Annotated in this window: 9 protein-coding genes and 1 tRNA gene; all 10 read left to right on the forward strand. The window is 52.8% G+C overall.

Going from position 1 to position 8678, the window contains the following annotated elements; translation table 11 throughout:
* The first annotated feature begins 14 nt into the window (after positions 1–14).
* Positions 15–1538 (forward strand): Fe-S cluster assembly protein SufB, encoded by a 1524-nt coding sequence (gene sufB / locus ACTF5F_RS07255; RefSeq protein WP_438956208.1) that lies wholly within the window; start codon positions 15–17, stop codon positions 1536–1538.
* Between the two features lie 135 nt (positions 1539–1673).
* Positions 1674–2198 carry a hypothetical protein gene (locus ACTF5F_RS07260; RefSeq protein WP_438956209.1) on the forward strand — a complete coding sequence of 175 codons (525 nt, stop codon included), beginning with the start codon at positions 1674–1676 and terminating at the stop codon, positions 2196–2198.
* 111 nt (positions 2199–2309) lie between these two features.
* Positions 2310–3065: a Fe-S cluster assembly ATPase SufC gene (gene sufC / locus ACTF5F_RS07265; RefSeq protein ID WP_438956210.1), complete on the forward strand. Its 756-nt coding sequence runs from the start codon at positions 2310–2312 to the stop codon at positions 3063–3065.
* Positions 3065–4342 carry a SufB/SufD family protein gene (locus ACTF5F_RS07270; RefSeq protein ID WP_438956211.1) on the forward strand — a complete coding sequence of 426 codons (1278 nt, stop codon included), beginning with the start codon at positions 3065–3067 and terminating at the stop codon, positions 4340–4342. Before sufC ends, ACTF5F_RS07270 begins: the two co-directional genes overlap by 1 nt.
* An 11-nt stretch (positions 4343–4353) precedes the next feature.
* Positions 4354–4830, forward strand: a complete 477-nt coding sequence (locus tag ACTF5F_RS07275; RefSeq protein WP_438956212.1) for a hypothetical protein — start codon at positions 4354–4356, stop codon at positions 4828–4830.
* A complete protein-coding gene (locus ACTF5F_RS07280) occupies positions 4827–5414 on the forward strand; it encodes a YIP1 family protein (protein WP_438956213.1) in 588 nt (195 codons plus the stop codon). The genes ACTF5F_RS07275 and ACTF5F_RS07280 overlap by 4 nt, the downstream gene beginning before the upstream one ends.
* Before the next feature lie 2 nt (positions 5415–5416).
* Positions 5417–6637 carry a cysteine desulfurase gene (locus ACTF5F_RS07285; RefSeq protein WP_438956214.1) on the forward strand — a complete coding sequence of 407 codons (1221 nt, stop codon included), beginning with the start codon at positions 5417–5419 and terminating at the stop codon, positions 6635–6637.
* A 41-nt stretch (positions 6638–6678) separates the two neighbouring features.
* Positions 6679–6755: transfer RNA gene (locus ACTF5F_RS07290), tRNA-Arg, on the forward strand.
* Positions 6756–7229: 474 nt separating this feature from the next.
* Positions 7230–8147, forward strand: coding sequence for a hypothetical protein (locus ACTF5F_RS07295; RefSeq protein WP_438956215.1), 918 nt, complete (start codon positions 7230–7232; stop codon positions 8145–8147).
* A gap of 117 nt (positions 8148–8264) precedes the next feature.
* Positions 8265–8678 (forward strand): hypothetical protein (locus ACTF5F_RS07300; protein ID WP_438956216.1); only part of this gene is annotated, 414 nt, incomplete at its 3' end.

The raw sequence follows: 8678 nt of genomic DNA on the forward strand, positions 1-8678 counted from the left end.
AGAGAGGTCACAAAATGACGGCTTTGGATCAAGTAGAGGTCAAGGACGGCGTTGATCAGGAAACGGTTGATGCCGTTGCCGAACTGTCCGGAACTTATAAATACGGCTGGGAAACTGAGATCGAGATGGAATACGCCCCGAAAGGCGTGTCTCCCGATATCGTGAAGCTCATCTCTTCCAAAAATGACGAACCGCAATGGATGACGGATTGGCGTCTTCAAGCTTTCGAGCGTTGGGAGAAAATGGAAGAGCCGACATGGGCGATGGTGGATTATCCAGAGATCGATTTCCAAGACATCTATTATTATGCGCGTCCAAAGAGCATGGAAGAAAAGCCGAAGTCTTTGGACGAGGTCGATCCAAAGCTCTTGGCGACCTACGAAAAGCTCGGCATCCCGCTGAAAGAGCAGATGATCCTTGCCGGTGTCGAAGGTGCGGAGGATGCGCCCGCCGAAGGTCGCAAGGTTGCTGTGGACGCAGTCTTTGACTCCGTCTCCGTTGGCACGACATTCCAGAAAGAGCTTGAAAAAGCAGGTGTCATCTTCTGCTCTATCTCCGAGGCGATCGAGAAGCATCCTGAGCTCGTGAAGAAATACCTAGGCACCGTCGTGCCGCCGTCTGACAACTTCTATGCAACGCTCAACAGCGCGGTCTTCTCTGACGGCTCGTTTGTATACGTGCCGCCCGGTGTGCGTTGCCCGATGGAACTCTCAACCTATTTCCGCATCAATGCCGAAAATACGGGTCAGTTCGAACGCACCCTGATTATTGCCGACAAAGGCTCTTATGTCTCTTATCTCGAAGGATGCACCGCACCTAAGCGCGACACCGCGCAGCTACACGCGGCTGTCGTTGAAATCATTGTCGAAGAAGATGCAGAAGTGAAATACTCCACCGTTCAGAACTGGTTCCCCGGTGATGAGAACGGGAACGGCGGCATCTACAACTTTGTCACAAAGCGTGCCGATTGCCGCGGTGATCGGTCCAAGGTGATGTGGACGCAGGTTGAAACCGGCTCTGCCGTGACGTGGAAATACCCAAGCTGCATTTTGCGCGGGGATGACAGCCAAGGTGAGTTCTACTCAATCGCCATCGCTAACAATTACCAGCAGGCCGACACTGGCACGAAGATGGTGCATTTGGGCAAAAACACCAAGTCGCGCATCGTGTCTAAAGGCATCAGCGCGGGCAAGGCACAGAACACATACCGCGGGCTTGTGTCGATGCATCCGAAAGCCAAGGACAGCCGGAATTATACGCAATGTGACTCTCTGCTGATCGGCGACAAATGCGGGGCGCATACGGTGCCATATATCGAGGTGAAGAATAACTCCTCCCGCGTGGAGCATGAGGCGACAACGTCCAAAGTGGACGACGATCAGCTGTTCTACTGCCGCTCGCGCGGTATGGACGAGGAAGAGGCCGTCGCTTTGGTCGTCAACGGCTTCTGCAAGGATGTCTTGCAGGCGCTGCCGATGGAGTTTGCGATGGAAGCGCAGGCTTTGGTCGCTATTTCGCTTGAAGGGTCAGTTGGGTGATCCAAAACTTGCAAATCATGTCAAATATTGGCCTTGAATCCACTCATTTTGGACGAACACTGGCCCTTACTCGGTCCAAGTGTCGCCCGAATGACTGGCTATTTCAGGTCATGATTAGTGATGTGATGTGTGAAAATGACCCAACAGCTCGACCAGTACAACGCGCGTGTGAAGCGGATCAACAATCCGCGCAACAACAGCTTCAAATACCCGGAAACCGGGATGGTTATTCCGAAAAGAGTGTCGCGTCAGCTTATCCGAACAAACAACCGTATTCGTCCGCAAAAAGCGGGCATGATGGGGTTGTTGATGTCACTGAGCCTTGGCGCGCTGTGCCTCATCGGTGCACGCTACGTGCGGATCGAGGTTGCGGGTATATCCGAACTCGACAGCGGTCCGTCATTCATCCTTGCGATGTACACAGGGCTGGCGCTGATGGCGGCCTTCGTGATCGGCGGCGTGATCATGCACAAATCCCTGCGCCACATTGCAGCGCAATTGGCGGGCGTCGCAGTCTTGGCCGTGGGCATGCACAACATCGTTTGGATGGTGCTGGAGCAGGTCGCGCAAGTCTTCAGCAGCGACTATATCGGTCAGGTCCAGCAGTTGACCGTCCCGATGTCGATCTACGTAAACGGCGGAGCGGTCTACCAACTCTAAGCCTAATAGAAATTTCAGCGACAATTGCGTCGGCGCCTGGTGCGCACGGCGCCTTTCGCGTTTGGAACACAACAATCGTGACTGCCCTTGATGGGCAAGAAGGACTTCAAAATGCTTCAAATCAAACAGTTATGCGTCGACCTTGAAAAAGAGGAAAAGACGATCCTGAAGGGTGTTGATCTGACGATCGCGCCGGGAGAGATTCACGCTATCATGGGGCCGAACGGCTCTGGAAAGTCCACGCTGTCTTATGTTTTGTCTGGCAAGGACGGGTACGAAGTCGCGGGGGGCAAAGCGCTGCTTGATGGCGAAGACCTGTTGGAGATGGAGCCGGAAGAGCGTGCTGCGGCGGGTCTCTTCCTTGCATTTCAATATCCCGTTGAGATCCCCGGTGTTGGCAACATGACGTTCCTCCGCACCGCTGTGAATGCTCAGCGCAAAGCACGCGGGGAGGAAGAGTTGAGCGCGGGTGATTTCCTCAAAGAAGTCCGTGCCAAAGCCAAAACGCTAAAAATCGACGCCGACATGTTGAAGCGTCCGGTGAACGTCGGCTTCTCTGGCGGTGAAAAGAAGCGCAATGAAATCCTACAAATGGCGATGCTTGAGCCCAAGATGTGTGTTTTGGACGAAACCGACTCTGGCCTTGATGTGGACGCGATGAAACTTGTGTCCGAAGGTGTGAACGCCCTGCGCTCAGAAGGACGGTCCTTCTTGGTCATCACGCATTATCAGCGCCTGCTCGATCACATCAAACCGGATTTCGTGCACATCATGGCTGACGGCAAGATCGTCAAAACTGGCGGTCCTGAATTGGCCCTTGAGGTCGAAAATAACGGCTATGGTGACATCCTGTCGGAGGTTGCGTGATGGTATTGGCACATGCAAAGGCGGACCTCACAGACGCGCGTCTTAACTGTCTTACCGTGCCGAACGGGGCAAGCTGGGCAACTGAGGCACGCTCCGCAGCTGTGGCGCGTGTGCGGGCTATGGGTCTGCCGACACGTCGGGATGAGTATTGGAAGTATACGAACCCTGCGGCTTTGACGTCTGTTGATGCCGCAACGGTGAACGACGCAGCCGATGCCGAGGCGGTCTTTGGTGCGACGGACGCGCTTCGAATTGTTTTCGTGGATGGCGCGTTTGACGCGGATGCATCGGATGCACCGGCTGCTGACGGGATGGAAATTGAAACACTTGGGTCTGCTTTGACAGCGGACATTCATTGGGCGCGGGACGTTTTTGGCGCGCTCGAGTCCAAAGGTCAGACGCCTGTTGATCGGCCGCTCGCGGCGCTAAACATAGCCTCAGCCACAGAAGGCATGGTGATCCGTGCGACGGGCAAGGTCTCAAAGCCCGTTCTTATTGAATACCGGCAAACAACCGGTGTCGCGGACGCGATGATTCATCACGTCGTCAAGATCGATGCAGATGCAGATCTTACTGTTCTTGAAACAGGTACTGCGGGGGCCCGGGTGAACACGGTCTTGGAGGTTGACGTGGCTGATAGTGCCGCCTTCCACCATGTCCGCACCCAAGGCCGCGACCACGATCGCGCGGTCACAACGCATTGTTTTGCGCGGGTTGCATCGGAGGCGACATTCAAATCCTTCACGCTCACCGCAAATGGCACACTGACCCGTAATGAATGTGTCATTGATATCGTCGGTGACAACGCTGTAGCCCATGTGGCCGGTGCCTGTGTTGGCGATGGTCGCGACTTTCACCATGACGATACTGTCTTCATCACCCATGACGCGGTGAATTGCGAAAGCCGACAGGTGTTCAAAAAGGTGCTGCGCAACGGCGCAACGGGTGTCTTCCAAGGCAAGATCCTTGTGAAAGAAGGTGCGCAAAAAACAGATGGCTACCAAATCAGCCAATCGCTCCTTTTGGAAGATGACAGTCAGTTCCTCGCCAAGCCAGAGCTTGAAATTTACGCGGATGATGTGGCGTGTTCGCACGGCTCCACTTCTGGTGCGATTGATGAGATGGCGTTGTTCTATCTGCGATCTCGCGGTGTGCGGCATGCCGATGCGATCAGCTTGCTGACGCTCGCGTTTTTGGCGGAAGCCTTGGAGGAGATCGAGGATGAAGGTCTGTCTGAGGCAATCCGCGACCGTCTCGAAATCTGGTTGGCGTGTTAAGCCGGATGTCGGTGAGCACTGACATTGCACGGTCTTGGATCCGTCCGCGCACAGTGATGCGGGAATTACTGCGGCATGGCGTGCGCGAAGACCGCGCGATTGCCTACATTATGGTGGCCTGCTTTGTCGTGTTCATCTCCCGCCTTCCGGGCATTCAGTATGAGGTGATCCAAGGGCAGGGTGAGTTCCAGCGGGATGCATCCTATGCGTTTTTCGGGTTAATGATGTTTGCACCGCTCTTGATGTATTCGATCGCGGCCGTCCTCCATATCCTTGCCAAGATTTTCGGTAGTGGTGGTACGTTCTATACCGCGCGGCTGGCCTTCTTTTGGGTCTTCTTGGCATCGACGCCTGCCTTGCTGCTCTATGGTTTGACTGTGGGCTTGATTGGTCCAGGTGTTGAAGCCAATCTAGTTGGTGCCATCTGGTTGGCCGGTTTCATTTGGATGTTGGTGCCATCCCTTTGGGAGGCTGAGAAGCGGACATGAACGCGGATTTCGCAACTGTTTACAACATGATGCTGCGGTCCTTCTCCGAACCCAGAGATGTGGCGGAAGAACTGACCTCCCGTCGTCTAGACCGAGGCACCCTCTGGTCGATCATGGCGCTTGTGGTTGTCGTGTCGGCCTTGGTCGTCACCGTAAGCAGTCTTGTGTCACCACCCTCGCCTGAGCTTGCCCCGCTGATGGGCATACCGTTTCTGGCCGCTCTCGTGATTGGCACAAGCCAAGTGGTGCTGGTGTTTGTCCTATATTTCACTGGGCGCATGATGGGCGGCACGGGCCATTTTCCCGAGACGATCATGCTGATCGCATGGCACCAAGGCATGACCGTGTTTCTTCAAATCATCACGCTGGCCATCTCTATCGTGTCGCCGTTGTTTGGTGGTCTCATCAGCCTTTTCGGGGCATTTTACTTGTTCTACGTGCTGCTCCAATTCATTGACGTACTGCACGATTTCAAAAGCCTTGCCAAAGCCTTCGGCACATTCGCCTTTTGTGTAGTTGGGATCGGCCTCGGACTTGCGGTGATGTTATCTTTGATTGGCGTTTCTGCCGCGACGGTGAGCTGACCATGTTTGATGTTGATAAAATCCGCGCCGACTTTCCGATCCTGGCGCGTGAGGTGAATGGCAAACCGCTTGTTTATCTCGACAATGGGGCCTCCGCTCAAAAGCCGCAGGCGGTGATTGACGCGGTGACGAAGGGCTACGCGGAAGAATACGCCAACGTGCATCGCGGGCTTCATTATCTGTCCAACCTTGCTACCGACAAATATGAGTCCGTGCGGGGCAAGATCGCGCGGTTCCTGAATGCGGCTTCCGAGGATAGCATCATCTTCAATTCTGGCACTACCGAGGGCATCAACATGGTGGCCTATGGTTGGGCGATGCCACGTTTTCAGGCGGGTGATGAGATTGTCTTGTCGATTATGGAGCATCACGCCAATATCGTGCCGTGGCATTTACTGCGGGAACGTATAGGCGTGGTCTTGAAGTGGGTCGATGTCGACACCCGTGGTGATCTGGAACCCCAAGCTGTGATTGATGCGATTGGCCCCAAGACGAAATTGGTTGCGGTCACGCATATGTCCAATGTGTTGGGCACAGTGGTCGATATCAAAACCATCACCACGGGCGCACATGCCAAGGGCGTACCCGTGCTTGTCGATGGATCGCAAGCGGCTGTGCACATGCCGGTCGATGTTCAGGACTTGGACTGTGATTTCTATGCTATCACGGGGCACAAGCTTTATGGTCCGTCGGGGTCGGGCGCGATCTACGTCGCACCAGATCGGATGGCGGAAATGCAGCCCTTCCTTGGCGGCGGTGATATGATCCGCGACGTCCGCCGTGATGGAGTTGACTACAACGACGCACCGATGAAGTTTGAAGCAGGGACGCCTGGGATCGTCCAAACGATTGGGCTTGGCGTGGCGCTCGATTACATGATGGACATTGGACTGGACAATATCGCCGCGCATGAAGCGAAACTGCGGGACTATGCAGTTGAGAAATTCGCGGGGCTGAATTGGCTTCAGGTGCAGGGCACATCAGACACAAAAGGCGCTATCTTTTCCCTGTCCTTGGACGGTGCTGCCCATGCGCATGACATCTCCACCGTGCTCGACAAACGCGGTGTCGCGGTGCGGGCAGGGTCACATTGCGCGATGCCATTGATGGATCACATGGGGGTTCCCGCGACATGTCGCGCGTCATTTGCGATATACAACACTATCGATGAAGTGGATGTGCTGATTGACGCGCTTGAACTTTGCCACGAGCTTTTCTCTTAACCCATTGCGGGGGGCGTTCGGCCAAGTTATAGCAATCGCAAGCACCCGTAGCTCAGCTGGATAGAGCGCTGCCCTCCGAAGGCAGAGGCCAGAGGTTCGAATCCTCTCGGGTGCGCCAAAATAATTCCGTAATGAATTGTAATTAAAAGAAAAAATAATACATTTGTGGATTGCGGATACAGGTTTGGATACACTTTTTGTTTTCTTGCCTTGGTGGCTATAGCTTAAATCCAGTCAGGCCATAGTCGATCAAAATCTGGATGCGCCACCGGTTGTGTTGCTTATCGCCTAAAACTCATCGGGATTTCCAGCTGTCCACATGCCGATACTGCAATTTGCGGGACAAAATTATCCTAGTTGGTGGACCACTTTCAGGCGGCTATGCCGCTGTGATCCTCCCCCACTGAAGTGGTCAGCCCTTATAGTAAGGAAACGGAGGATCAAATATGGAAATCAAGCGCCACAAGCATTTGAACAAGACTATGCTGTATTTCGATACCAACGGAAGCAAGAAGCAGGCATCTGTCGAACTCCTGAAATAATTCTGGAAAAAAAGTCTCAACGCGATACTTTTTCAGAAAGGAGATACAATATGTTCAGATATACAATTTTAGTAGTCGCAGCGATTTTGGCGCTCAACAGCCAATCCTTTGCGCATGAAGCGCCAATACGTGTTGTAGTATTGGGTGAAGATAGCGACCGAAATGCAGTCAGTCGGTCAAGCGAAATCTACACACGAGTTGTTGCTGAGCTTCAGCAGTCGCTTATCCGCGAAAACATTACAGTGATCGATGAGGATATGATTGCTGTTAGGTTGGGGTTTTCGTACAATACCGACCGGACAAAACAAGAGTTGATCCAGACCTTATCAATCGCGAATGAAACGACAGACGCGACAGTAAGAAGTCGACTTGGTGTCATCTTCGCAATTTTTCCAAATATTCAAGAAATGTCTATGACCCGTAAATTGACTGTCCGTGTTCGTGGTCAGATTTACGATCTGAAATCTTTAAGAGCTTTGTCTTCCTTTGAAGTTTCTGCTCCTGAAACGGTGACCCTCCCTAAGGACGCAAGCATGTGTAATGATATGTGTGTTGTTGAAAAAGCTGGAGAAGTGTCTCGCGAGTTGGCACGTGAGCTTGGTGCTGTGCTGTCTCAGAAGCTTCATATTGTTGTTGAAGACGGCGCTTACGCTGGTGACATTACTGGCTCAGCATCAGGTGGTATTGCTGCAGGCGATGGTGTTTTAGAGAGCGTTTATACTCTTGAATTCAACTTGATGAAAAACTCAGATGTTTTGCGCACAGTGCGAGCGTTGGAAGCAAGCGTTGTTCGCGAGATAGAACTAATTAAGTCGAACAACACACAGCGGATTTACTCCGTCACAACAAATAAGGATCTGGGTGATCTAGAGGAGCGTATCATGATGCTCCTGCTTGACCTTGGCGTTGACATTGACCGTCTGCGCTTCAGCTCTTTTGGAACAGGCCTTTCAATCGAAGCGCTCTGATGAATAACAAGTTTTTGGGAGTAAGTGTTTTGGGGGCGTTGTTATGACCGACGAGCTGAAGACAATCCGTTGAGAATGCTGAGTGCAAGATTAGCGCTGCTCTTCGTCGCAATATCAATGACGCTGCCCGCAGGTTTTGTGCATGCGGACACGGTGGAAGAGGCCGCCTTACGCATGTCATTGAGTTTAGCACAATCACAAGAGTGTACTTCAGCTTCATCAACGCTGAGTGTTGTAGCGATGCCAGCCATTGATACGAGCCAGTCTCTCACTGACGGGCAAATGGATCTCATTAGGTCTGAATACCTGATAGAGCTTGGCTCTGAGCTCCCGTCTTGTGCTAGATTAACTGACGCGGTTGCTGCATTCGGTACGATCGAGTTTATGACTGAAGTTGATAGTAGCGGTCGGATCACCCAGGCGCAGCAAGACCTTATTGAAAGCAAACTTCAAAATGCTCATTCGGTTTTAGTCCTGAAAATAGAAAAGTTGGATGAAAGATATCAGGCAACGGCACAGCTAACGTCCATA

The sequence above is a fragment of the Cognatiyoonia sp. genome, from assembly GCF_965661665.1.
Taxonomy (GTDB): Bacteria; Pseudomonadota; Alphaproteobacteria; order Rhodobacterales; family Rhodobacteraceae; genus Cognatiyoonia.

What these genes read in the sequence shown, in the direction of transcription:
- sufB (WP_438956208.1), top strand. Translation starts at nt 15, where the DNA reads ATGACGGCTTTGGATCAAGTAGAGGTCAAGGACGGCGTTGATCAGGAA.
- ACTF5F_RS07260 (WP_438956209.1), top strand. Translation starts at nt 1,674, where the DNA reads ATGACCCAACAGCTCGACCAGTACAACGCGCGTGTGAAGCGGATCAAC.
- sufC (WP_438956210.1), top strand. Translation starts at nt 2,310, where the DNA reads ATGCTTCAAATCAAACAGTTATGCGTCGACCTTGAAAAAGAGGAAAAG.
- ACTF5F_RS07270 (WP_438956211.1), top strand. Translation starts at nt 3,065, where the DNA reads ATGGTATTGGCACATGCAAAGGCGGACCTCACAGACGCGCGTCTTAAC.
- ACTF5F_RS07280 (WP_438956213.1), top strand. Translation starts at nt 4,827, where the DNA reads ATGAACGCGGATTTCGCAACTGTTTACAACATGATGCTGCGGTCCTTC.
- ACTF5F_RS07285 (WP_438956214.1), top strand. Translation starts at nt 5,417, where the DNA reads ATGTTTGATGTTGATAAAATCCGCGCCGACTTTCCGATCCTGGCGCGT.
- ACTF5F_RS07295 (WP_438956215.1), top strand. Translation starts at nt 7,230, where the DNA reads ATGTTCAGATATACAATTTTAGTAGTCGCAGCGATTTTGGCGCTCAAC.